We start from the raw sequence: 23,239 nt of genomic DNA, 5'->3' as shown, positions 1-23,239 counted from the left end.
CCCGTCCGTCCTCCCAGGAGGTACGTCTCGTGCAGCACCCGCACCCGCAGCCGCCCCCGCACCGCAGACGAAGGGCCGTCCTCTCCGCGCTGACCGCCGCCACGGCGCTCGTCGCCGCCGGCCTCACCCAGCTCGCCACCGGCACGGCCGAGGCCGCGACCGCCCGGCAGGTGGAGGCACTCGACCGCGGTGTCGTCAGCGTCCACACCGACGCCGGCAACCTGGTCAGCTGGCGCTGGCTCGGCACCGACCCCAACGATGTGTCGTTCAACGTCTATCGAGCCGGTACGAAGGTCAACTCGACCCCGATCACCGGCTCCACGAACTACTTCCACTCCGGCGCCCCGTCCCAGGCCGACTACACGATCCGCGCGATCGTCGGCGGCGTGGAGCAGGCCGACTCGGTGCACGCGATCCAGTTCCGCACCGGCTACAAGGACGTGCCGATCAGCCCGCCCGCGGGCGGCACCACCCCCGACGGCGTCGCCTACACCTACGAGGCCAACGACGCGTCGGTGGCCGACCTCGACGGTGACGGTGCGCTCGACTTCGTCCTCAAGTGGCAGCCCACCAACGCCAAGGACAACTCCCAGTCCGGCTACACCGGCAACACGATCCTCGACGGTGTCAAGCTCGACGGCACCCGGCTGTGGCGCATCGACCTGGGCCGCAACATCCGCTCCGGCGCGCACTACACGCAGTTCCAGGTCTACGACTACGACGGCGACCGCAAGGCCGAGGTCGCCGTGAAGACCGCGGACGGAACCGTCGACGGGACGGGCGCGGTGATCGGCAGTTCGTCGGCCGACCACCGCAACTCCAGCGGGTACGTCCTGTCCGGACCCGAGTACCTGACCATGTTCAACGGCCAGACCGGCAAGGCGATGCAGAGCGTCGACTACGTCCCGGCCCGCGGCACGGTGAGCTCCTGGGGAGACTCGTACGGCAACCGCGTCGACCGCTTCCTCGCGGGCACGGCCTACCTGGACGGGGCCCGTCCCTCGCTGATCATGGCGCGGGGCTACTACACCCGTTCGGTGCTGGCGGCCTGGGACTGGCGCAACGGGACCTTCACCCGCCGCTGGACCTTCGACACCAACTCCTCCACCAACTCCGGCAAGGGGTACGACGGTCAGGGCTCGCACAGCCTGTCCGTCGGGGATGTCGACAACGACGGCAAGGACGAGATCGTGTACGGCGCGATGGCCGTCGACGACAACGGCAACGGCCTGTGGACCACGCGGACCGGGCACGGCGACGCGCAGCACCTGGGCGACCTGGACCCGTCGACGTCCGGTCTGGAGTACTTCAAGGTCTCGGAGTCGACATCCCAGCCCGCCGAGCTGTACATCAACCCCGCGACAGGCGCGGTCCGTTGGCAGCTGGCCGCCTGCTGCGACAACGGTCGTGGGGTTGCGGGGGACATCTACGCCGGCAACGACGGCGCCGAGGCCTGGTCCGCCTCCGACACCTCCATCCGCGACGAGGCCGGCGCGACGAAGGGCCGCGAACCGTCGTCGGTCAACTTCCTGTCCTGGTGGGACGGCGACACCACCCGCGAACTCCTCGACGGCACCCGCATCGACAAGTACGGCACCTCCTCCGACACCCGCCTGCTGACCGCCTCCGGCGTTCACTCCAACAACAGCACCAAGGCCACCCCGTCCCTGTCCGGCGACCTCTTCGGCGACTGGCGCGAGGAGGTCGTCTGGCCGACCTCCGACAACACGGCCCTGCGGATCTACTCCACGCCGTACGAGACCACCACGAAGATCACGACCCTCCTCCACGACACGATGTACCGCACGGGTCTGGCCTGGCAAAATACGGCCTATAACCAGCCCCCGCACCCGAGCTTCTACATCGGCAACGGCATGGCCACGGCGCCCAGGCCGACGGTCTACACCCCCTGACGGCGGACGAGGCCCCGCCCGTTCGTGGGCGGGGCCTCGTCACGCTCTGGGCTCAGTTGACGGTGCAGGTCTGGTCACCCAGCTTGAACGCCGCCGGTTTGGTGTTCGTCCCCGACCAGTTGCCCGTGAAGCCGAAGCTCACGGAGGAGCCTGCCGCCACGTTGGCGTTCCAGTTCACGTTCTTGGCCGTCACCGCCGAACCCGACTGGGTGTGCTCGGCGTTCCACAGTTGGCCGATCGTCTGGCCGTTGGGGAAGGTCCAGCCGAGTGACCAGCCGCTCCAGGAACTTGAGCCGGTGTTGCTGAGCTGGACGTCCGCCTGGAAGCCGCCCGACCACTGGTTGGTGATCTTGTACGTCACCGCGCAGGCGCCCGTGGGCGTCGGTGTGGGGTCGGTGCCGCCACCGCCGCCCGTGTCGGAGGAGTCGCCGTAGATGACTCCGCGGCCGTTGGTCGCCACGTAGACGCGGCCGTACACGCGCGGGTCACCGGTGATCGCCGCACCCGTCCAACCCCACTGGTGGGCATCGTCGTTGATCTTCGTCCAGGTCGAACCCTGGTCCGTGGAGCGGAAGATGCCGCGTACGCCGCCGATCTTCGCGCTGGTGTACAGGGTTTGGTACGAGGCTCCCGTGGCCGCCTTGCCGAAGCCGACGGCGTCGGCCTGCTCGACGTTCGACAGCTTGGTGAAGGACGTACCGCCGTTCGTCGAGTGCCACAGACCGTACGCGCCGTCCGTCGCGCCGCCCGCCAGCCACACATCGCCCTTGGTGCCGGGCAACGCCTTGAAGCGGACGCTGTCGCCGCTCGGGAGCCCGGTGGCCGCCGAGGCCGTGAAGGTCGCGCCGCCGTCCGTACTGACGTAGAACTTCCCGGACTTGAAGCCGTAGAAGGTCTTCGGGTCGACCCGGTCGGACTCGACGATCGCGCCCTCCGGGATCCCGCCCGACGCCGCCCAGGACGAGCCGAAGCCCGTCGCGTACTGCACACCGGTGCCTGTCGGGCTCCACACGAAGCGGCTGCCGTCCGCCGCCGCCGCGACCGTGCCGCCACCGCTGACGCCCGAAGGGTCCGTCCCGCCGAACCAGTTGGCGCCGTTGTCGGTGGAGAACGCGATGTGCGGACCCGAGTCGAGGTCGCCGACCCGCACCACCGTGTTCGGGTTGGTCTCGGCGAAGTCCAGACTCGTCGTCGTGGTGAAGTTCGGCTGGGTGTACATCATCGCCGGCACCTTGGTCAGGTCCGTGTGCCGGAAACCGCCGACGTCCCCCAGGGCGCTGAAGAGTTGGGCGCCACCGGACGGGGGAGCGGCGAGGTCGAGGACCGCGGTCTCCTCCAGGCCCTGCACCATCGGCTTGACGGTGAACTGGCTCCCGGAGTCCCAGTTCGTCAGGTTCTCCGTGCCGTAGACCGTGGCGCCCGTCCCGTACATCATCCGGTCCGAGTTGAACGGATCGATCTCCAGCGCCTCCGTCATCCAGCCGAGCTTCGGCGTCTGCTCGGGCGGCGACGGGTTGGCGCCCCAGGTCAGCCACGGCGAGGACGACACGTCCATCGTGTAGCGGTTGGAACGGTTGGGATACGACGTGTAGTCCCAGGCCTTCGTCCAGGTGGCGCCGCTGTCGGTGGAGCGGAAGATCTGGGTGTCCGGCCACCAGGAGCTGTACGCCGTCGCCATCACCGTGCCCGGATCCTGCCGGTCGACGGTCAGCCCGCTGAAGCCGTAGTACGTGTCGGCCTCGGCGACCGGGCTGATGTCCGTCCACGTGCCGGTCGCGGTCGCGTACCGCAGCAGCCGGCCCTTGCCGCCGTCGTACGGACCGCCCTTGTCGCTGTATGCGAGGTACAGATAGCCGTTGACGGTATCCAGTACGCCCTTGTGCGCGAGGTATCCCGTCGGCTGCCCGGCCAGCCGCGACCAGCTCGCGCCCCCGTCCGTCGAGCGGTACACCGCGTTCTGAAGGTCCGCGACCCCGACGTAGAGCGTCTGTGTCGCGTTGCCCGACGTACCCGTCCGCTCGTCGAAGGTGACCCACGCGATGCCCTGGTTGTCACTGGCGTAGCCGGAGGTGTCGCTCGGATCCTGGACGTAGTTGCCCACGTTGGGGAAGTTCGCGACCTGCGACCAGGTCACACCGGAGTCCGTCGACCGCCACAGGCCCTTGCCGCTGGGCGCGCCCAGGTACAGCACGCTGTTCTTGTTCGGGTCGATCGCCAGTCGCTCACCCATGCCGCGCCCCGGCATGTTGCCGCCCAGCTTGAACGGCAGGTCGGTCTTCTGCCAGCTGGCGCCCCGGTCCGAGGAGCGCAGGATCGCCCCGTTCCCCGGGTCCCAGCTGTTGGTGTACGTGCCGACCGCCGCGTACACCCGGTTGGGGTTCACGGAGTCGGAGGCCAGGCTCGCCACACCCGTGTGCCCCCAGTCGTCCCAGCCGATCGAGTCCAGCAGCGGTGTCCAGGTCTTGCTCGACTCCACCCAGCGGTAGGCGCCGCCGATGTCGGTGCGGGCGTAGGCCAGGTTCTTCTCGCTGCGGTTGAAGACGATGCCGGGGACGAATCCACCGCCGTCGATCCGGGCGTTCTTCCAGGTGTAGGTGTCGGCGGCGATGACCGCCTTCGTGGTGTCGGCGGCCAGTGCGGGCGGGGTACCCGCGAGCAGGCCGGCCGCGAGCGCCAGCACGGCCGTGAGGATGCGTGTTCTTCGCACGGGGGTCCTTTCCGGGACGTGGGGGAGGAGGGGGGAAGGTGCGAATAGCAAGCGCTTGCCATGTAGTGCGAGAGGTGCCGGGCGACCCCCTGTGCGGGAGGGGGCCGCCCGGCGAGTCGGCCTCGCCGTCAGGTGGCGAGACCTCGTACGCGGAGCCTTTCAGGCGGTTCCACGGGTCAGGGGGTGAGCTGCCGCGCCCCTGCCTTTCAGGGGCGCGGGGAACTGCGCGACCAGCCACAACGGACCCGCAGTTTTCAAGCGGCCCAACCCGCGGAGCGCCCGGCGGGGGCTATTCGAGGAGCTCCGCGTACGAACCCATGGCCAAGGCGATGTCCGCCTGGGCCCAGAACCGGTGATACGTGAACGACGGCACCGCGCCGCCCGCGAGATACGCCTCGATCTTCGACCAGGCCGGATCGTCCTCGTAGAACGACCGGATGGAGTCGAAGGTCGACGACGAGTTGATCGCGTCGCCGTTGGGCATGGTGCCGGTCCAGCCGCTCGGGATGTACACCGCGTCGTCGAACCGGTTGTAGTCGGCCCGGTTCTCCGGCACGGCGATGCCGAGCGCGTCCTGGTAGTTGTCCCACATGCCGTCCAGCAACGCCTTCGCCGTCGTCGCGGCGGCGGTGTCACCGGAACGGTCCGCGTAGTACGTCAGGGTCTTGGCGTACGCGGCGGCCACCCCGACGTCGTTGGTGTAGTCGGCGACGGTGACGTGAAGTCCGCTGTTGGACCCGGGATTTGACGCGTTCCAGGTGTCGGGCTGGCCCGACCACTGGAGGGTCGACGGGATCTGGTAGGTGCCGTCGGGGTTGATGGTGGTGTGGTCCAGCGCCCAGTCCACCCACTTGTCGAGGACGGTCTTCGCGGCCGCGTTCCCCGTCTGCTGGTAGTACTCCGCCACCCGCTCCATCGACCACGCCTGGAAGCCGAACCACTGGTTGGACGGCGGGTCGTGGTAGACGGGCTGCTGGTCGTAGTACATGCCGTAGAACGTGGACTTGCCGGCCGGCGGCGTCGCGTACCGGCCCGCCCAGCTGTTGGTCGCACCGCCCGCGATGGCACCCTCGTTGGACTGGAGCCAGCGGTAGAACTCGATCTGCCGGGTCAGCGAGGTGCCCCAATCGGCGGCGCCCGTCGTCGACTTGGGCTTGAGGTCGGCGTAGGAGCTCAGCGCGTACGCGGCCATCGGGTTCTGGTAGCCGCCGTGCGCATGGCTGGAGCCGATGCGCCAGGCCCAGCCCGCCGAGGTGTCGGTGGCGCCGCCCCAGGCGTAGTACCAGGACATCAGGTACATCGAGGCGTCCTTGCCGGTCCCGGCCGCACACGTGGTCGGACCGACGCAGTTGCCGATCTTCTTGAAGTACTTGTCGTACATCGAGTAGCGCAGGTAGTCGCCCATCTTCGCGGCCTTGGCGACCGTCGCGGAGATCTCGCCGCCCTTGCCCTGCGCGTCGGCCCACTTGTCGGCCCAGTAGGCGGCCTGCACCGCACGCGCGTCGGCGTCCGGGGCGTTGGTGAACTTCCACTGCTTGGCGTAGGAGGCGTCACCGGTGAAGAGGTCCAAGTACCCGTTCTTGCCGCCGTACTTGAAGGCGTCACAGGTCGGCTGCGGCACCGTCTCCCACACCGACTCCTGCGCACCGCGCTGGAAGGTGTTGATGTACGACGGGCCGGTGTCCGTCGGACCCGCCTCGCACTTGCCGGGCGCGTTGCCGTAGCCGTAGACGTTGTCGACGTCCTGCAACCAGTGCATACCGTAGACATCGTCGGTACCGTATGCGGTCTTCAGTTCACCGGCGATCGGATCCGAACCCACCGACACTCCGGTGTTGAGCGCTGCCGGGTACTCGTTGGGCGTGTCCAGCTCGGGCGCGTAGGTCGCCGGCTTCGAGGCGTTGTAGAAGGAGTTGGTCGGCTGGTCGGCGTGCGTGGGGATCATGTACTTCTCCATGATGTCCCAGGCACCGTTGAACTTGGTCCAGTCGCCGGTCACCTTGCCGTACATGGCCTGCAGCCAGAGAAGGTAGCTGTACGCCTCCGACGTGGTCTCATGGCCGTGGTCCGGCGCCTCGACGATCAGCGTCTCCACCGAGTGATAGGGGATGCCCTCGGGTGAGAAGTAGCCGTTCGCCGGGTTGGTGATCTTGCCGTACAACTCCAGGAAACGGGCGTCGTACTCGCCCGCCGCCTCGATCTGGGTGACCGTCACCGATGCCTTGGCGTGTCCGGTCGCCGTCGACTCGAAGGTCGCGGCTCCGGTGCCGGAGGAGTCTGCTGTGATGGTCACGTTCTGGGCGGTGTTCCAGTTCGACGGGGTGAAGGTCAGGGAAGCCCCGCCGGTCACGGACAGGCCCGAGTTGCCGCCGGTGCGGGCGGTCGTCACCGTCACGTTCGCGGACGGCTGCGTCGACAGCTTCACCCCGAACGTGCCCGTCTCGCCCTGCTGCACGGCGAGTTGGGTCGCCGAGGCCACGATGGCGGGGCCCGAGACGACCGTGATGCCGACCGGTGTGGACTCCGCCGACGCGCCCATGCTGTCGTAGGCCTTCGCCAACAGTGAATGACTGCCCACGGTCAAGCTTGAGGCCGAGAGCGAGTACGGCGAGGTCGTGTCGGTGCCGAGCAGCGTGGTGTTGTCGTAGAACTCCACCTTGCTGATCGTGGCGCCGTCGGCGGCCGCGGCGGTCGCCGCGAGCGGGACGGCGTTGCCCTGGGTGTAGACGGCGCCCGCCGCCGGGCTGGTCAGCACGGTGATCGGCGGCTGGTGCGCGCCGGTGCAGGTGGTGCCGTTGATCGCGAAGGACGTCGGGGCGGCGTTGGTGCCGCTGTAGGTGAACTGCGCGCCGGTGGAGACCGCGGCGCCGGCCGCGATGTTCCCGTTGTAGCTCGCGTTGTTCACCGTGACCGTCTGACCGGACTGGGACCAGGTGCCGTTCCAGCCGTTCGTCAGCTTCTGGTTGCCCGTGTAGGCATACGTGAGGGTCCAGCCACTGATGGCGTCCGTACCGCGGTTCGTGATCGTCACGTCCGTGGTGAAGCCGGAGCCCCAGTCGTTCGTCTTGTAGTCGACGCTGCACTGAACTGCGGCTGCCTGTGCGGGAGTTGAACCCATGCTGAGCATCGCGAACGGAAGTGCCATGGCGGCCGTGACGGCCGTCCATAAGCGCCGGACAGCCCGGCGTCTCTTTCTCGGTGCCATGTGCTGGTTCCTCCTTGCGGCTCGGAGAAGTCAAGGCTTGAACCAGTGGGAGCGCTCCCATAGTGAGGATGAGGGTGTGAGGGGTCAAGGTGCTTGAAGAGTCGAAAAGATTCGATGAATGTGGTTGAGGAAAAGTCAAGTGACTCCTCTGTTCTTTGCCGTCACTTGGCGCTAGCTTCGGTGGCACCAGTGGGAGCGATTCCATCAGTCGACGCGTCCGTCACGACGCGCTGATCTGCAAGGAGTCGCTCATGCGACACCCCCCGCGTTCAGTACTTTTAGCCGTCGCCGGCGCCGTGACCATCACCAACAACGCCGCCGCCGTGCGCAGTCGGAGTCTCGTCTTCGGCTTCGCGGGCGGTCAGAAGCTGGGCCAGGTCCGGAACGCCAAGTGGTCCCGGTCCGGTACGACGGTGACGGCGGCCAACGAGAGCTACAACGGCACGCTCGCCGCCGGCGCGAAGGTCGGCGCCGGCTTCCTCGGCTCCTGGTCGGGGAGGTCGTCTGCTCGACGCCAACACGGTCCGCATTCCGCTGAACGAGGAGTGCTGGCTCGGCCTGTCCGACATCAAGCCCCAGTACGCCGGTTCGCATGACATCAACGGCGTCGAGGACCTGGTGGCGAAGGTGAAGGCGAACGGTATGACGCCGATGCTCGAACTGCACTGGACCTACCGTCGTCCTCGACCTGTTCAACGAGCCCTACCGCGTACTCGAACGACCTCAGGCAATGGCTGACGTACAAGCCCAGCGACCTGAAGAACAATCTCGCGGCCGCCTGGCACGTCTACAACTTCAACTCCTGCGCGAACGAGAGTTGCTGGAACTCCCCGCTCGCCCCGGTGGCGGCCCAAGTGCCGCTGGTCGCCGGGGAGATCGGCGAGAACACCTGCGGCCACGCCGTCATCGACCAGGTCATGAAGTGGTTCGACGACCGTGGCCTGTCCTACCCGGGCTGGACCTGGAACACATGGAACTGCTCCTCCGGTCCCGCCCTGATCTCCAGCTACGACGGAACTCCCACGTCGTATGGCATCGGGCTGCGCGATCACCTGCGCGCGGTCAATCCGTAAATCCCGTATCGGAGAGGGAAACCCGCACTCATGAGTCGTACCAGAACTGCGCTCCTCGCCGCCCTGGCGCTGACCGCCGGGGCCACCGGAACGGCGCTCGCCAACGTCCCGGCCGACGTCGGCGTGACCGCCATTCCCTGCACCGTCGACTACAAGATCCAGAACCAGTGGGGCACCGGCTTCACCGCCGCCGTGACGATCACCAACAACAGCGCCGCCAAGAGCAGTTGGGCGGTCAAGTGGGCGTACGCCGGCAACCAGCAGGTCACCAGCGGCTGGAACGCCAAGATCACCCAGAGCGGGACGGCCGTCACCGCCGCCAACGAGACCTACAACGGCACGCTGGCGACCGGCGGTTCGGTGAGCTTCGGCTTCAACGGGTCCTACAGCGGCACCAACCCGATCCCGACCACGTTCACCCTCGACGGGGTGGCCTGCAACGTCGACGACGGCGGCAGCGGTCCGACCAACCCGCCGGACCCCGGGGGCGGCACCCGGGTCGACAACCCGTACACCGGCGCCAAGGTGTACGTGAACCCCGAGTGGTCGGCGAAGGCCGCCGCCGAGCCGGGCGGCAGCCGGATCTCCAACCAGCCCACCGGTGTGTGGCTGGACCGGATCGCCGCGATCAACGGCGTGAACGGCGGCATGGGCCTGCGCGACCACCTCGACGCGGCGCTCACCCAGAAGGGCTCCGGCCAGCTCGTCGTCCAGCTCGTCATCTACAACCTGCCCGGCCGTGACTGCGCCGCCCTCGCCTCCAACGGCGAGCTCGGCCCGACGGAGATCGACAAGTACAAGACGCAGTACATCGACCCGATCGCCGCGATCCTCGCCGACTCCAAGTACGCCGGGCTGCGGATCGTCACCACCATCGAGATCGACTCGCTGCCCAACCTCGTCACCAACACCGGCAGCCGTCCCACCGCCACCCCGCAGTGCGACGTGATGAAGGCCAACGGCAACTACCAGAAGGGCGTCGGCTACGCCCTGAACAAGCTCGGTGACGCCCCCAACGTCTACAACTACATCGACGCCGGACACCACGGCTGGATCGGCTGGGACGACAACTTCGCCGCCAGCGCGACGGTGATGAAGGAGGCCGCCACCACCGAGGGCGCCACCGTCAACGACGTGCACGGCTTCATCGCCAACACGGCCAACTACAGCGCCCTGAAGGAGAACAACTACACCATCAACGACTCCGTGGCCGGCAAGTCCGTCCGCGAGTCCAAGTGGGTGGACTGGAACCGGTACGTGGACGAGCTGTCGTTCGCCCAGGCCTTCCGCAACCAGCTGGTCACCACCGGCTTCAACTCCGGTATCGGCATGCTGATCGACACCTCCCGCAACGGCTGGGGCGGCACCGCCCGGCCCGCCGGACCGGGCGCGACGACGGACGTCGACACCTATGTCAACGGCGGCCGCTACGACCGCCGTATCCACGTCGGCAACTGGTGCAACCAGTCCGGAGCCGGCCTCGGTGAGCGTCCGCAGGCCAACCCCGCCGCCGGGATCGACGCCTACGTGTGGATCAAGCCCCCGGGTGAGTCCGACGGTTCGAGCTCTGCCATCCCCAACGACGAGGGCAAGGGCTTCGACCGGATGTGCGACCCGACGTACACGGGCAACCCGCGCAACGGCAACAACCTGTCCGGTGCGCTGCCGAACGCTCCGCTGTCCGGGCACTGGTTCTCGGCGCAGTTCCAGCAGCTGATGACGAACGCGTACCCGCCGTTGTCGTGACCCTGTGAGTGCGGCTGCGGGTCCGCTGTGGCTGGTCGCGCCCGCGCGGCGGAGCCGCATGTCGACACAGCCCCGCGCCCCTAGAGGGGCGCGGGGCTTCGCCGGGGTTCCTTAGTTCTCTCTCGCCAGGCCCCGGCGGATCGCGAACTCCACCGGTGAGTAGTTGCCGTCCACCTGCTCCAGCTCATGTGGTACCGCCGACATCAGCGGTGGCTGCGCCATGAAGCGGGGGCGGGTGCCGTGGTGGGGCTGGGCGGAGTGGACCAGGAAAGGGTGGCAGAGGTAGACGTCGCCGGGGCGGCCGGTGGCGTGGGCGAGGGGGCGGTGGGCCGAGGCCTCGGCGACCTTCGGGCCGAGTTCCAGGAAGGAGGCGCCCTCTTCGCCGTACGGGGCCAGCACCGGCGGTACGTCGAGATGCGAGCCGACCCGGATGCGGGTCGGGGCGTCCGCCTCGGTGACCTCGCTGAACAGGAACAGCATCAGCAGGGCGCGATCCCGTGAGCGCAGGTTCGTGTGCGGGAGGTCGGCGCCCTCCGGGACGTAGCTCGCCTCGATGTGCCAGCCCGCGTCGTCCGGTTCCTCCTCGTGCGGGAACCGCAGCGGGAAACTGCCCAGCGAGTAGCGCGAGTGCCAGCGGTCCTCGCCGACCAGTACGTCGAACGCCTCATGCAGCACAGGGGAGTTGACCGCCGCCGCGAACGGTCCCTGCGCCATGTCGGCCACCCACACCACCGGGTCCTGCCAGGTGGCCGGGTCCTCGGGGTCGTACCCCGTCTCCCGCCACAGCAGCCGCGCGCCGTGCTGGGCGACACGGGGCGGGAAAGCACCCTCGATCTTCACGAACCCGTCCTCGAGGAAGCGCTCCACCATCTTGTCGTCCATCCGGCCATCCTGGGCTCGCGGGCGGAAGGGACGCATCTCATTTTTTGCCGTCCCGGCAACAGTGGTGGCCTCTCCACGGTGCGTCGGCGCACGCTGGCCGCACCCGGACGAGAGGCTGACCCCCATGGCGCACGACCACCACGACCACACCCATGACCACCACGGTCACTCCCACGACCAGCACGGCCATCACCACGACCACGCCGACATCGACTGGGCCGAGATGGCCCCGATGCTGGAGGAGCAGGCCGAGCTGTACATGCCGATGTACGAGCGGGCGATGGCGTGGCTCGCCAAACGGCAGACCGAGCCGGGGCTGGTCGTCGACGCGGGCAGCGGACCCGGTGTCGCCTCCTGTCTGCTCGCCGAGAACTTCCCCGGCGCCCGGATCGTCGCCGTCGACGGCTCCGAGGCGCTTCTCGAACGCGCCCGCGACCGGGCGGGCCGGCTCGGCGTCGCGGACCGGTTCGGCACGCTCGCCGGTGAACTGCCCGGTGTACTCGGCGACTTGGAGTACCCGGCCGATCTGATCTGGGCCAGCTGGAGTCTGCACCACCTCGGCGACCAGCGGGCCGCCCTCGCCTCGTTCGCGGACCGGCTCGCGCCGGGCGGCACGCTGGCCCTGCTGGAGGGCAGCCTGCCCACCCGGTATCTGCCGCGCGACATCGGCATCGGCCGCCCCGGACTCCAGGCCAGGCTCGACGCGCTGCACGAGGACTGGTTCAGCGAGATGCGGGCCGGACTGCCCGGCACCGTCGACGTGATCGAGGACTGGCCTGCGCTGCTGGCCTCCGTGGGCCTCAAGCACACCGGCACCCGCAGCTTCCTCCTCGACCTGCCCGCCCCGACCACGGACCGGGCCCGTCATGTCGCCGTCAACACCCTGACCCGGATGCGCGAGGTGGTCGGCGACCGCCTCGACGCCGAGGACCGCGCCACCCTCGACCGGCTCGTCGATCCCGACGACAAGGCGAGCATCCACCACCGGCCGGACGTCTTCTTCCTGGCGGCGCGCACGGTGCACACGGCCGCCCGCGGCGTCTGACGTTCAGCAGCGGCCCGGCCGGGCGTAGACGCTGATCCGCGCCCCCTGCACCCGGCGGGTGCCGCACTCCACGAAGTGGTCGGCGAGCACCCGCCGCTTGACCCGCTCCTGGGCCGTCCGGTCGAGTGGCTGACCCACCGGGTCTCTCAGCACCACGATGCGAGCCGTCGCCAGCATGCGCGCCCGGATCTCGGCCGCGGGCGCCTCCGTGCCGTACAGCGTGTGCGAGGCGGCCGGGTCGCGCTCCAGGGCCAGGTCCCGCAGCCCCCGCATGGACCCCGGGTCCACCAGCGACCACACCCGGCGCCGCGCCGGCAGGTACAGCACCCCGTCGGCTTCGGCCCCGGCCGCACGCAGCGCCCGCGCCACCGCCGTGACGTCGTCGGTACGGCTCTGCGGGGTCCGCAGGTGCACCGCGAGGGGCAGCAGTACGAGGACGGCGGCACCGGCGGCGAGCAGGGCGGCCCCCCGGACCCGGCCCCGCGCTCCGACCAGCCGGTCGAGCGCCGCGCCGACCAGCAGGGCGGTGCCGGCGTGGCCGTAGAGGACGTAACGGTCCACGTAGAGGGGCTTGAGCGGGGTGGCCAGCAGGAGCAGGAGCGCGGGCAGCACGAGGAGGGGCAGGGCGAGGGCCGGCAGCGGGCCGCCCCGGAGCAGCGCGGCGCAGGCGATGCCCAGCAACGCCACCCCGCCGAACCCCAGCAGCGCGCCCGCGCCGACCCCGCCGATCCACGCCACCTGGTCGGACTGGCGCATGCTCACCACGACCAGAGGAGCCAGGCAGGCACCGACCACGGCCGCCACCCGCACACCGGTCCGGCGGGCGGTCCGGGGCAGGGCGACGAGGTGCGCGACCACGGCCAGTACGGCGAACTCGTGCGTCAGACAGGCCGCCAGGGTGACGGCGCCGTACCCCGCCCACAACCGGCGCGACCGTGTCTCGACCGCCCGCACCAGGAGATACGACGCCCACACCACCAGCATGCAGACGACTGCATACGATCGACCTTCTTGTGCATACCGTTGCACCGGCGGCAGCAGTGCGAACACGATCCCCGCCAGCAGCCCCGCCCGCGCCCCCGCCAGCCGACGGCCCAGCAGCGCCAGCGTCCCGCTCGCCACGGCGGTCGCCAGGACCGACGGCAGCCGCAGCACCAGCAGCGGGTCGGCGCCCCCGAACACCCCGAACAGACCGTGCAGCACCAGGTAGTACAGACCGTGCACGGCGTCCGCCTGGCCCAGCGTCGCCCACAGGTCGGGCAGCGAGCGGTGCGCCATGTCGTACGACACCGCCTCGTCCCGCCACATGCCGCCGCCGCGCCGGACGCCCCACAGGCCGAGGGCGAGGGAGAGGACGGCGGGCGGGAGCGCCGTCGCGTACGCACGGGGGCGCGGGTCGACGGGGACGTCCGGCAACCGTGCGGGCCGCAGAAGAGGTCTGGGTGAGTGTGTGGTGGCGATGGCCGGCTCCGTGGCTGCGTAGCTGCGAGGCGGATGACGTGCGGTCGTGCACCACGAGTCCAGAGGCGGAGGGATTGATGGGCAGCCCAGGTCAGGACCGCCAATCAATTCGTCCGGGGCGGTCGTCAGCGTGGGGGACGGCCGCGAACGCGGAGGGAGTGGTGCATGGGGCGCCGTGAGAAACCGCTGGATCCGGGGCTCGGCGCGGTGCAGCGATTCGCCTACGCACTGCGCAAGTTGCGCGACGAGGCGGGCACACCGACATACCGCTCGATGGCACGGCGGGCCGGCTACTCGGGGCCCACGCTGTCCGCCGCGGCGGCCGGGGAACGGCTGCCGACGCTGCCGGTGGTGCGGGCGTACGTCATCGCGTGCGGGGGCGACCCCGAGGAGTGGACGGAGCGGTGGAAGGAGGCCGTCGCCGCGGAGGGCGACGCGCGCGTCTCCGACGACGCGGACGACGATCCCGGCCCGTATCCGGGGCTGGCCCGCTTCGGCACGGGCGACGAGGAGCACTTCCACGGGCGCGGTGAACTGGTCGACGGGCTGGTCCGGTTGACCGGACGGGCGAGGATCACCGCGGTGGTGGGAGCGTCGGGGAGCGGCAAGTCGTCCTTGTTGCGGGCCGGGTTGATACCGGCGTTGCGGGGGAGTGCGGGATCGGTGGGGGCGTGGGGCCGTGCGGCGCCGGAGGGGGCGGCGGAGGCGGAGGCGGCGGGTGCGCGGGGGCGGGACGCTGCCGACACCGACACCGACGCCGACACCAGCATCCGCACCGACGCCGACGCCGACGCCAGCACCGGCACCGACTCCGACCCCCGCTCCGACACCGGCTCCGGCGTCGAGGGGCGCGTGCCGCAGGGGCCCGCCGTCATCCGCCTTCTCACCCCCGGCCCCCACCCCGCCCGTACTCACGAGGCGCTCTTCACCCCGCACTCCGGTCCCGGTGACACCCTGCTCGTCGTCGACCAGTTCGAGGAGGTCTTCACGCTCTGTGCCGATCCGGCCGAACGGGCCCGCTTTCTCGGGCAGTTGCTCGGCGCGGCCGATCCGGCGGCGCGGCTGCGGGTCGTGATCGCCGTACGGGCCGACTTCTACGGCCGCTGCGCCGAACACGGTCCGCTGGCCGAGGCGTTGCGGGACTCCACTCTGCTCGTCGGTCCGATGACACCCGCCCAACTGCGGGAGGCCGTGGTCCGGCCGGCCGCCGCACGCCGGATCGTGGTCGAACGCGCGCTGACCGCCAGGATCGTCGCGGACGTCGCCGGTGAACCCGGCGGGTTGCCGCTGATGGCCCACGCGCTGCGCGAGGTCTGGCGCCGGCGCACCGGCAAGACGCTCACCCTCGCCGCGTACGAGGCGATCGGCGGCGTCCAGGGTGCCGTCGCGCACACCGCGGAGTCCGTCCACACCGCCTGCACACCGGACGAGGCGCGGGCGGTACGGGCGTTGCTGCTGCGGCTGGTGAACCCCGGCGACGGCACCGAGGACACCCGGCGGCCCCTCGGCCGTACGGAGCTCGACGCCGACACCACCACCGCCCGCGTCCTCGAACGACTCGTCGGGGCCCGGCTGTTGACGGTCGACGGCGACACGGTCGAACTCGCCCACGAGGCACTGATCGTCGCCTGGCCCCGGCTGCGCGGCTGGGTGGACGAGGACCGCGACCGGTTGCGCCTGCACCGCCGGCTCACCGAAGCGGCCCGCACCTGGGCCGAGTTGGGGCGGGACGGGGGTGCGCTGTACCGGGGGGTGCGGCTGACGGAGGCGCGGGAGGTCTTCGGGGACGGGGGCGAGGGGACGGCCCCGCCCGGCCGCGGCGTTCCGGTGCCGGGCGAACACGGGGCCCGACGTGGGGAGTTGAGCCGTCTCGAAGGTGACTTCCTCGCCGCGAGTGTCACCGCCCACGAGCGGAGTCGTCGGGCCGGTGCTCGGGCGACGCGCCGGCTGCGGGCGCTCACCGGCGGGCTCGCCGTGCTGCTGTGTCTGACGGTGGTCGCCGGTGCCACCGCCTGGCGGCAGAGCGATGTCAGCGCGCGGCAGCGCGACGAGGCCGAGGCCCGCCGGGCCGCCGCACTGTCCGACACCCTGCGCTCCGCCGAACCACGCACCGCGATGCGCCTCGCCCTCGCCGCCTGGCACACCGCCGACCTGCCGGAGACCCGGCAGGCCCTGCGCACCGCCGCCGCCCAGAGCGAACAGGACGTGTTCACCCAGCCCGAGGAGGGCGGCCGCGCCCTCAACGCGCCCGCCTGGCTCGACGGGGACGGGCGGATCCTCACCACCGTCGTGCACGACAAGGCCGTCCAGTGGGACGTACGGACGCATCGGCGCATCCGTTCCGTCGAGCGGCCCGGGCTGTCGGAGCGGGTGCGGGAGGTCAGCCCCGACGGCAGGTTCGTCGCCTATCAGGGGCCCGGCCGCAAGGACGTGCTGATCGGCGGGCTGGTGGACGAGAGCACCCGCCGGCTGGCGGTCGGCCGACGGCCGGACACGGAGGTCGCGTTCGGGGACAGCGGGCGGACGGTCCTCGTCCGGTGGAGGGTGCCGGGTGCCGACGACGGACGGGCGACGCTCGAACTGTGGGACCTGCGGCGCCAGCGGGTCGTGATGCGCTACGAGCGCGGCAGCGACGACGGGGCCATGCCCGTGCTCAGCCGCGACGACCGGCACCTCGCCTGGTGCGACCAGGACGGCACGCGCCTGCGCGTCCTTGACGTCACCGCGGAACGTCTCGTCACCGGACGGGTGCCCGCGGCGACCCAACGGGCCGTGTGCCAGGGCGACCTCACCTTCACCGCCGATCAGCGGGCCGTGGCCGCCGGCACCCCCGACGGGGTCGTCACATGGGACTTCCGTGCGGGCCGGGAACGGCCCCTGCTGCCGCTCGACGGCGGCGCGCTCGTCGTGGAGTTCGCCGGCGACTACGCGCTGACCTGGGGGGCGGGCACCGTCGCGGTATGGCGTACGGACCTTCCGGCGCCGGCGGGCGACATGCCGCGCGAGCCGCTGCTGACGTATCCCGTGCGGAGTTCGACCATCGGTGACTTCCGGCTGGACCCCGCCGAGGGCGTGCTGCGCTATCGCGAGGGCGGACGCACGAGCGTCGTCCGCACGCTCTCCCTGCACGGGCTGACGGGCCGCGACTGGCGGGACGAGGCGGCACCCGGCACGACCGAGCGCGTCACCGTCGCCGGGGAGGAGACCGTCGCCGTCGACCCCACGGGCCGCACGGCACTCACCTACGAGGGAACGCTCGTCGATGTGTCAACGGGCAGGCCGCGCAAGGGAGTCAAGGGGGTCCAGGGCGAGGACGTCCTCACCAGGGCCGCCTTCAGCGCGGACGGCGGACATCTGGCCGCCGCGGACTCGCAGGGCCGCCTCACCCTGTGGGACGCCCGTGGTTGGCGCCGCCTGGCCGTCCTGCGGGAGTCCGGTTCCACCGTGGACCCGACGGCCCTGGCCTTCTCCGCCGACGGCTCCCTGCTCGCGGGCGGCGCGCCCGACGGGGCGGTACAGGTGTGGGAGACGGACACGCCCACCGTCCCCGCGGCCACCCTGTGGGCCGGGGACAGCCCGGTACGAGGTCTCCGATTCGCCGCGGACGGCGGTCGGTTGCACATCGCGACCGCTCATCTCGCCGACCGCGTCGCCGAGTCGGCACCCCGGCGGGCGGCGGAACACGTGTGCGCGCGGGCCGCGGGCGGTCTGACGGCCACCGAGTGGCGGCGCTGGTTCCCGTCCGCCGACTACCGTGCCACCTGCGGCACTTGACTTCGAGAACGCTCCAACTGATCTACTCCCCGGCATCCGCAGGACACCACAGGGGGTAACCATGACCGACTCTCCGGTCGCACTGATCACCGGCGGCGGCAGCGGTATCGGCGCCGCGGTCGCCCGGCAGCTGCTCGCGGCGGGCCATCGGGTGACCGTCACCGGGCGCGGGGAGGAGCGCCTGCGCGGCTTCGCCGAGGAACTCGGTGACCCGGCCGAGCTGCTGACGCTCGTCGGCAACGCGGCCGAGTACGACAGCGTGCGCTCGGCGGTCGACCGTACGCTCAAGGAATTCGGCCGACTGGACACCGTCGTCGCCAACGCCGGCTTCGCCACCCACGACTCCGTCGCCGAAGGAGACCCCGCCGGCTGGACCGAGATGGTGCTGACCAACGTCCTGGGCCCGGCACTGCTCATCCGCGCCTCCATCGACGCCCTGAAGGAGACGCGCGGCCGGATCGTGCTGGTCGGGAGCGTCGCCGGGTTCGTGCCCGGGCCGGGCAACATCTACGGGGCGACGAAGTGGGCGGTCACCGGGCTCGCCGAGAACACCCGCCGCCAGGTCACCGAGTGGGGTGTCGGCGTGACCCACATCGCGCCGGGCCGTGTCGAGACCCCCTTCTGGGACAGCTACGGCAGCCTCCCGCCCGGCCACCTCCTCACCGCCGACCAGATCGCCGACTCGGTGGTGTGGGCCATCCGCCGGCCCGAGGGCGTCGACGTCAACACCGTCGTCGTACGACCGATCGGCCAGCCCAACTGACGTGCGCGAGGGACGCCGCCGCCGAGTGAGGGCGCCCCTCGGCGACGGCCGGCCGTGGACCTCTACCCATGACGAAGGCCCGGGCGGCGCACCGCCCGGGCCCCGAAGTGCCGTACCGTCAGGCCGCGTTGAAGGTCGACGGGTCCGGACCCAGCCGGCGGTCCTCGTTCAGCGCGCTGATCGCCGCGAGGTCCTCGGTGTCCAGGCTGAAGTCGAAGACCTCGATGTTCTCCTTGATCCGCGACGGGGTCACGGACTTGGGGATCACGACGAGGCCCAGCTGGAGGTGCCAGCGCAGGACGACCTGCGCCGGGGTGCGCCCGTGCTTCTGTGCGATGGCCACGATCGCCGGGACCTCCAGGAGGCCCTTGCCCGAACCGAGCGGCGACCAGGCCTCGGTGGCGATGCCCTGCTCCGCGTGGTACTCACGGGCAGCGCGCTGCTGGAGGTGCGGGTGCAGCTCGATCTGGTCGACGGCCGGGACGACGGACGTCTCGGCGATCAGCCGCTCGAGGTGCGCGGGCTCGAAGTTGGACACACCGATGGCGCGGATCCGGCCGTCGGCGTGCAGCTTCTCGAACGCCTTGTACGTGTCGACGTACAGGTCCCGCTCGGGGGTGGGCCAGTGGATCAGGTACAGATCCACGTAGTCCAGGCCGAGCTTGGCCAGCGAGGTGTCGAAGGCACGCAGGGTGGAGTCGTACCCCTGGTCGCTGTTCCAGAGCTTGGTGGTGACGAAAATGTCCTCGCGCGGGAGACCGGCGGCGGCGATCGCCTTGCCGGTGCCCTCTTCGTTGCCGTAGATCGCCGCTGTGTCGATGCTGCGGTACCCGGCCTCCAGAGCGGTGCTGACCGCCTGCTCGGCCTCGTCGTCCGGCACCTGCCAGACTCCGAACCCCAGCTGGGGCATCTCCACGCCGTTGTTGAGGATGATCGGGGGGACCTTGCTGCTCACGAGCTCTTGATCCTTACGGTTGCCGACAGGTGGTACTCCCATCGTCAACGATCAACCGCCCCGATGCATTCCTGACCGCGGAATCCGACAGAATCCGCCGGAAACAGGCTCAGGCCCGGTACAAGGCCTCGACCTCGCCGGCGTACGTCGTCTCGATCGCCTTGCGCTTCAGTTTCAGCGACGGCGTCAGCAGCCCGTGCTCCTCGGTGAACGGCTGCGCCAGGATGCGGAAGGTACGGATCGACTCGGCCTGCGAGACCAGTGTGTTGGCGGCCACCACGGCCCGTCTGACCTCCGCCTCCAGGTCCGCGTCCCGCACCAGCTCGGCCGCCGTCAGCTGCGGTTTGGCACGCATCGCCAGCCAGTGCTCGACGGCCTCCTGGTCGAGGGTGACCAGAGCGGCGACATAGGGGCGGTCATTGCCGACGACGATGCACTGGGCGACGAGCGGATGGTCCCGGACGCGTTCCTCCAGCAGCCCGGGCGCCACGCTCTTGCCGCCCGAGGTGACCAGGATCTCCTTCTTGCGTCCGGTGATGGTGAGGAAGCCGTCCTCGTCGAGGGAGCCGAGGTCGCCGGTGGCGAGCCAGCCGTCGTGCAGGGTCTCGTCGGTGGCCTTCTGGTTGTTGAGGTAGCACTGGAAGAGGTTGGGGCCGTGCAGCCAGATCTCCCCGTCGTCCGCGATGTGCACGGTGACGCCCGGGATGGGCTGGCCGACCGTGCCGTAGCGGGTGCGCCCGGGCGGGTTGGCGGTCGCCGCCGCCGTCGACTCGGTCAGGCCGTAGCCCTCGTAGATCTGCACGCCCGCGCCCGCGAAGAACAGGCCGAGCCGGCGGTCCATCGCCGAGCCGCCCGACATCGCGTTGCGGATCCGGCCGCCCATCGCGGCCCGCACCTTGGCGTAGACGAGCTTGTCGAAGAGCTGGTGCTGCACGCGCAGCCCCGCCGAAGGGCCGGGCCCGATGCCCCAGGCCTTGGCCTCGATGGCCTCCGCGTACTTCACCGCGATCTCGACGGCCTTCTCGAAGGGCCCGGCCTTGCCCTCCTTCTCGGCCTTGCGGCGGGCCGCGTTGAAGACCTTCTCGAAGATGTACGGCACCGCGAGGATGAACGTCGGCTTGAACGCGGCCAGGTCCGGCAGCAATGCGGCGGCGTTGAGCTGCGGCTGATGGCCGAAGCGGACCCCGCGGCTGATCGCGGCGACCTCCACCATCCGTCCGAAGACGTGCGCGAGTGGCAGGAACAGCAGGGTCGCCGCCTCGTCGCCCTTCTTGGAGTGGAACACCGGCTCCCAGCGCTCGGCGACCGTGTCGGCCTCCCACATGAAGCTGCCGTGGGTGATGACACAGCCCTTCGGGCGGCCCGTGGTGCCCGAGGTGTAGATGATCGTGGCGACCGAGTCCGGGGTGACCGCCTGCCGGTGCCGGTGCACCACGTCGTCGTCGAGGGAGGCGCCCGCGTCGTACAGCTCGTGCACGGCGTCGGCGTCCAGCTGCCACAGCCGGCCCAGCTGCGGCAGCCGGTCGATGACGGTGGCGATCGTCATCGCGTGGTCCTCGTGCTCCACGATCGCGGCCGTGCACTCGGCGTCGTAGAGCATCCAGAAACACTGCTCGGCCGAGGAGGTGGGGTAGATCGGCACCACCTGGGCGCCGATCGTCCACAGGGCGTAGTCGAAGAGGGTCCACTCGTAGCGGGTGCGGGACATGATGGCGACCCGGTCGCCGAACCGGATGCCCTGGGCGAGCAGGCCCTTGGCGAGGGCGAGCACCTCGTCCCGGAACTCCGCGGAGGAGACGTCCCGCCACTGTCCGTGCTCGTCCTTGCGGCCGAGCGCGATGTGCAGGGGGTCCTCCTGGGCGCGCCGGAAGACGACGTCGGCCAGTCCCCCCACGGGGGCCGGCAACGCCAACGGAGGATTGGTGAACTCGCGCAAACCCCGCTCCCCGCTCCCTGGTCCCCGTTCCTGGTGACGCTCCGCACAGCGCCGTGAAAGCTACCCCACCCGGCGACGGGACGGGAGGGGGTGCGGATCCGAGCCATGTTCAGGTTCGCACTGGTCAGCGCCGGAAAATGCGCTCACATGGGGAAGGGTCGGACAGAAAACTGACGGTTGAGTAAGTTTCGGTCCCGTAATCTCCACCGAATCTGTACGACCCGACTACGGCTCACGGTCACCCGCGGAAGGATCAGTTCCGCTGCGCTGCCGTCTCCTCTGTCAGCGTTTTCGCGGCCGGATCCGTCACACCCCGGTCGGCGGCACCCGGCGTCCGGACCAGCGCGAGCATCAGCGCCCCGCCCACCGTCGCCAGCGCACCCGCGGTCACCGCCGCCGTGTCGAGCCCCGAGGCGAACGCGGCCCGCAGCACCTGCTCCGGGAAAGCGCCCCGCAGCGCGTCGGCACCGCCGCCCGCGAGCGTGTGCGCCGCCTCGTGCGGCAGCGTGTCCCGCATCCCGGAGGTCAGCGCCGTACCGAAACCGGCGATCCCGAGCGCGTACCCGAGCTGCCGGAAGGTGTTGACCGCGCCCCCGGCCATCCCCGCCCGCTCCGGCGGTACGGCGGCCAGCGCGGCCCCCGCGATCCCGGGCGCCACCAGCCCCGTACCGAAGCCCACCAGCAGCAGCCCCGGCACCAGCGCCCCCGCCCCCGACCCCGCGTCCAGGACCGCCATGCAGAACTGTCCGGCCCCGATCAGCAACAGTCCGCCCCCGACGGTGATCCGGGCGGGCACCCCGTGCAGCAGCCGCCCGCCGGCCGCGGACACCACGAACGCGGCCAGCGACATCCACAGGAACACCAGCCCGCCGCGCACCGGACTCATCCCCAGCACGGTCTGCACCCAGATCGAGGTGTACGCCATCACCCCGAACGCCGCCGCGTTGTAGGCGAGCGCGCCCGCCATCACCCCGGAGAACGCGGGCCGCAGGAACAGCCGCAGATCCAGCAGCGGATCGGCCACCCGGCGCTCCACCACGACGAAGCAGACCAGCGCGAGCGCCGCGAGCCCGAAGGCGGCGAGGGTGCCGGCCGCGGTCCAGCCGTGTGAGCCGGCCCGCACCGCCCCGTACGTCACCCCGCCCGCGCACGCCGCGAACGTCACCGTGCCCGCCCAGTCCACCCGGCGCCCGCGCGCCGCCCGCGACCTGGGCACGACCCGCAGCGTCAGCCACACCGCCACCACGCTCACCGGCAGATTGACGTAGAAGATCCACCGCCAGCCCGGCCCCTCGGTCAGCAGCCCGCCCAGCACCGGCCCCACCGCGGCCGCCCCGCCGCTGACCGCACCCCACACACCGAGCGCCACCGACCGCCGCCGCCCCTGGTAGACCGCGCCCAGCAGCGGCAGCGTCGTCGCGAACATCGCCGCCGCGCCCACCCCTTGCAGCCCTCGTGCCGCGACCAGCGTCCCCGGCCCGGACGCGAGGCCGCACAGCAGCGACGCCACCGCGAACAGCACGACACCCACGACATGCACCCGCCGATGCCCGAGCACATCGGCCGCGGCACCGATCCCGAGCAGCAGCGCGGCCAGTGCCAGCGCGTACCCGTCCATCACCCATTGCAGATCGCTCAGCGACGCGTCCAGCGAACGCGCCATGTCCGGCAGCGCGACGATCGCGATCGTCACGTCCAGCAGCAACATGAACGTCCCCAGGCACACCGCGGTGAGCGGCCCCCATGTACGCATGTCCTCAACTCCTCGTCCGTTTGCTC

General features: G+C 70.7%; 12 protein-coding genes and 1 pseudogene. 6 read left to right on the top strand and 7 right to left on the bottom strand.

Features of this window, described 5'->3' with window-relative positions; genetic code table 11:
• Window positions 1–29: 29 nt before the first annotated feature.
• Complete coding sequence (locus ACFY0U_RS05380; protein WP_388630557.1) at window positions 30–1,913, top strand: rhamnogalacturonan lyase; 1,884 nt, start codon at window positions 30–32, stop codon at window positions 1,911–1,913.
• A 52-nt stretch (window positions 1,914–1,965) separates the two neighbouring features.
• Here ACFY0U_RS05380 and ACFY0U_RS05375 read toward each other — a convergent pair whose 3' ends face one another.
• Together ACFY0U_RS05375 and ACFY0U_RS05370 are read right to left on the bottom strand one after the other, a co-directional pair.
• A complete protein-coding gene (locus tag ACFY0U_RS05375) occupies window positions 1,966–4,620 on the bottom strand; it encodes a cellulose binding domain-containing protein (protein WP_388630554.1) in 2,655 nt (884 codons plus the stop codon).
• 289 nt (window positions 4,621–4,909) lie between these two features.
• Complete coding sequence (locus tag ACFY0U_RS05370; RefSeq protein WP_388630551.1) at window positions 4,910–7,825, bottom strand: glycoside hydrolase family 48 protein; 2,916 nt, start codon at window positions 7,823–7,825, stop codon at window positions 4,910–4,912.
• Between the two features lie 251 nt (window positions 7,826–8,076).
• On the opposite strand from ACFY0U_RS05370, the pseudogene ACFY0U_RS05365 reads away from it, so the two are divergent.
• Window positions 8,077–8,898 (top strand): annotated as a pseudogene (locus ACFY0U_RS05365) (cellulose binding domain-containing protein).
• A 30-nt stretch (window positions 8,899–8,928) separates the two neighbouring features.
• Window positions 8,929–10,644: a glycoside hydrolase family 6 protein gene (locus ACFY0U_RS05360; protein ID WP_388630548.1), complete on the top strand. Its 1,716-nt coding sequence runs from the start codon at window positions 8,929–8,931 to the stop codon at window positions 10,642–10,644.
• A gap of 111 nt (window positions 10,645–10,755) precedes the next feature.
• On the opposite strand, the gene ACFY0U_RS05355 is transcribed toward ACFY0U_RS05360, so the two are convergent.
• Window positions 10,756–11,526, bottom strand: a complete 771-nt coding sequence (locus tag ACFY0U_RS05355) for a phytanoyl-CoA dioxygenase family protein (protein ID WP_388630545.1) — start codon at window positions 11,524–11,526, stop codon at window positions 10,756–10,758.
• Between the two features lie 124 nt (window positions 11,527–11,650).
• Here ACFY0U_RS05355 and ACFY0U_RS05350 point away from each other — a divergent pair, with 124 nt between their 5' ends.
• The gene (locus tag ACFY0U_RS05350) at window positions 11,651–12,571 is read left to right on the top strand and encodes a class I SAM-dependent methyltransferase (RefSeq protein ID WP_388630542.1); all 921 of its coding nucleotides are present in this window, start codon (window positions 11,651–11,653) and stop codon (window positions 12,569–12,571) included.
• A gap of 3 nt (window positions 12,572–12,574) precedes the next feature.
• Here the strand turns inward: ACFY0U_RS05350 and ACFY0U_RS05345 are convergent, their stop codons facing one another.
• Window positions 12,575–13,987 carry a glycosyltransferase family 39 protein gene (locus tag ACFY0U_RS05345; RefSeq protein WP_388630539.1) on the bottom strand — a complete coding sequence of 471 codons (1,413 nt, stop codon included), beginning with the start codon at window positions 13,985–13,987 and terminating at the stop codon, window positions 12,575–12,577.
• A 210-nt stretch (window positions 13,988–14,197) separates the two neighbouring features.
• Between ACFY0U_RS05345 and ACFY0U_RS05340 the strand changes: the two genes are divergently transcribed.
• On the top strand, window positions 14,198–17,806 hold the full coding sequence (locus ACFY0U_RS05340) for a hypothetical protein (RefSeq protein ID WP_388630536.1): 3,609 nt from the start codon (window positions 14,198–14,200) through the stop codon (window positions 17,804–17,806).
• Window positions 17,807–17,867: 61 nt separating this feature from the next.
• Entirely contained in the window at window positions 17,868–18,569 is a 702-nt protein-coding gene (locus ACFY0U_RS05335) for an SDR family oxidoreductase (RefSeq protein WP_388630534.1), read from the top strand.
• A gap of 118 nt (window positions 18,570–18,687) precedes the next feature.
• On the opposite strand, the gene ACFY0U_RS05330 is transcribed toward ACFY0U_RS05335, so the two are convergent.
• From ACFY0U_RS05330 to ACFY0U_RS05320, 3 genes are all read right to left on the bottom strand, one after another.
• Entirely contained in the window at window positions 18,688–19,524 is an 837-nt protein-coding gene (locus ACFY0U_RS05330) for an aldo/keto reductase (protein WP_388630531.1), read from the bottom strand.
• Between the two features lie 109 nt (window positions 19,525–19,633).
• Entirely contained in the window at window positions 19,634–21,460 is a 1,827-nt protein-coding gene (locus ACFY0U_RS05325; RefSeq protein WP_388630528.1) for an AMP-dependent synthetase/ligase, read from the bottom strand.
• 253 nt (window positions 21,461–21,713) lie between these two features.
• Entirely contained in the window at window positions 21,714–23,213 is a 1,500-nt protein-coding gene (locus ACFY0U_RS05320) for an MFS transporter (protein WP_388630525.1), read from the bottom strand.
• Window positions 23,214–23,239 lie beyond the last annotated feature (26 nt).

It is taken from the genome of Streptomyces sp. NPDC001536 (genome assembly GCF_042894505.1).
Classification (GTDB): domain Bacteria; phylum Actinomycetota; class Actinomycetes; order Streptomycetales; family Streptomycetaceae; genus Streptomyces.
The sequence above is the reverse complement of the archived record's forward strand: the minus strand, read 5'-3'. Positions and strand labels throughout refer to the sequence as shown.

Excerpts from the sequence above, each read along its gene's own strand:
- ACFY0U_RS05370 (WP_388630551.1), bottom strand. The coding sequence starts at position 7,825 with ATGGCACCGAGAAAGAGACGCCGGGCTGTCCGGCGCTTATGGACGGCC.
- ACFY0U_RS05360 (WP_388630548.1), top strand. The coding sequence starts at position 8,929 with ATGAGTCGTACCAGAACTGCGCTCCTCGCCGCCCTGGCGCTGACCGCC.
- ACFY0U_RS05355 (WP_388630545.1), bottom strand. The coding sequence starts at position 11,526 with ATGGACGACAAGATGGTGGAGCGCTTCCTCGAGGACGGGTTCGTGAAG.
- ACFY0U_RS05350 (WP_388630542.1), top strand. The coding sequence starts at position 11,651 with ATGGCGCACGACCACCACGACCACACCCATGACCACCACGGTCACTCC.
- ACFY0U_RS05340 (WP_388630536.1), top strand. The coding sequence starts at position 14,198 with ATGGGGCGCCGTGAGAAACCGCTGGATCCGGGGCTCGGCGCGGTGCAG.
- ACFY0U_RS05335 (WP_388630534.1), top strand. The coding sequence starts at position 17,868 with ATGACCGACTCTCCGGTCGCACTGATCACCGGCGGCGGCAGCGGTATC.
- ACFY0U_RS05320 (WP_388630525.1), bottom strand. The coding sequence starts at position 23,213 with ATGCGTACATGGGGGCCGCTCACCGCGGTGTGCCTGGGGACGTTCATG.